The sequence below is a fragment of the Shewanella sp. MBTL60-112-B2 genome (genome assembly GCF_019655055.1).
Classification (GTDB): Bacteria; Pseudomonadota; Gammaproteobacteria; order Enterobacterales; family Shewanellaceae; genus Shewanella.
Window position 1 is genome coordinate 1 of the sequence record NZ_BPFA01000106.1, and the last position, 454, is coordinate 454.

The window sequence follows — 454 nt, forward strand, 5'->3', positions numbered from 1 at the left end:
GCGATAACCTCACCATTACGGTCACTGGCCTACCGACTCTGGGCACCGTCACCCTCGCTGATGGTACTGCGATCACCAATGGCATGCTCTTAACCGCTGGCCAATTAGAAGGCTTGCAGTACGATGCCCCTGCCGACTATGACAGCGGCGATGCCGTGGGTAACTTCACCTACAGCGTCAATGACGGCACTGTCACTGAAAACGGCAGTGTGGCGATCACGGTCAACCCAATCAACGATGCGCCACTCGTCGATAGCAATAGCATCAATGTCAATGAAGAGACGCAAAATACGTCTTTAGGCCTCAGCGCACCAACCGATGCTGATGGCGATAACCTCACCATTACGGTCACTGGCCTACCGACTCTGGGCACCGTCACCCTCGCTGATGGTACTGCGATCACCAATGGCATGCTCTTAACCGCTGGCCAATTAGAAGGCTTGCAGTACGATGC

1 protein-coding gene is annotated in these 454 nt (G+C 54.8%); it reads left to right on the forward strand.

The features are described from left to right. The coding region (locus K5Q73_RS21430) for an Ig-like domain-containing protein (RefSeq protein ID WP_220766208.1) at positions 1-454 on the forward strand (454 nt) is incomplete at both ends.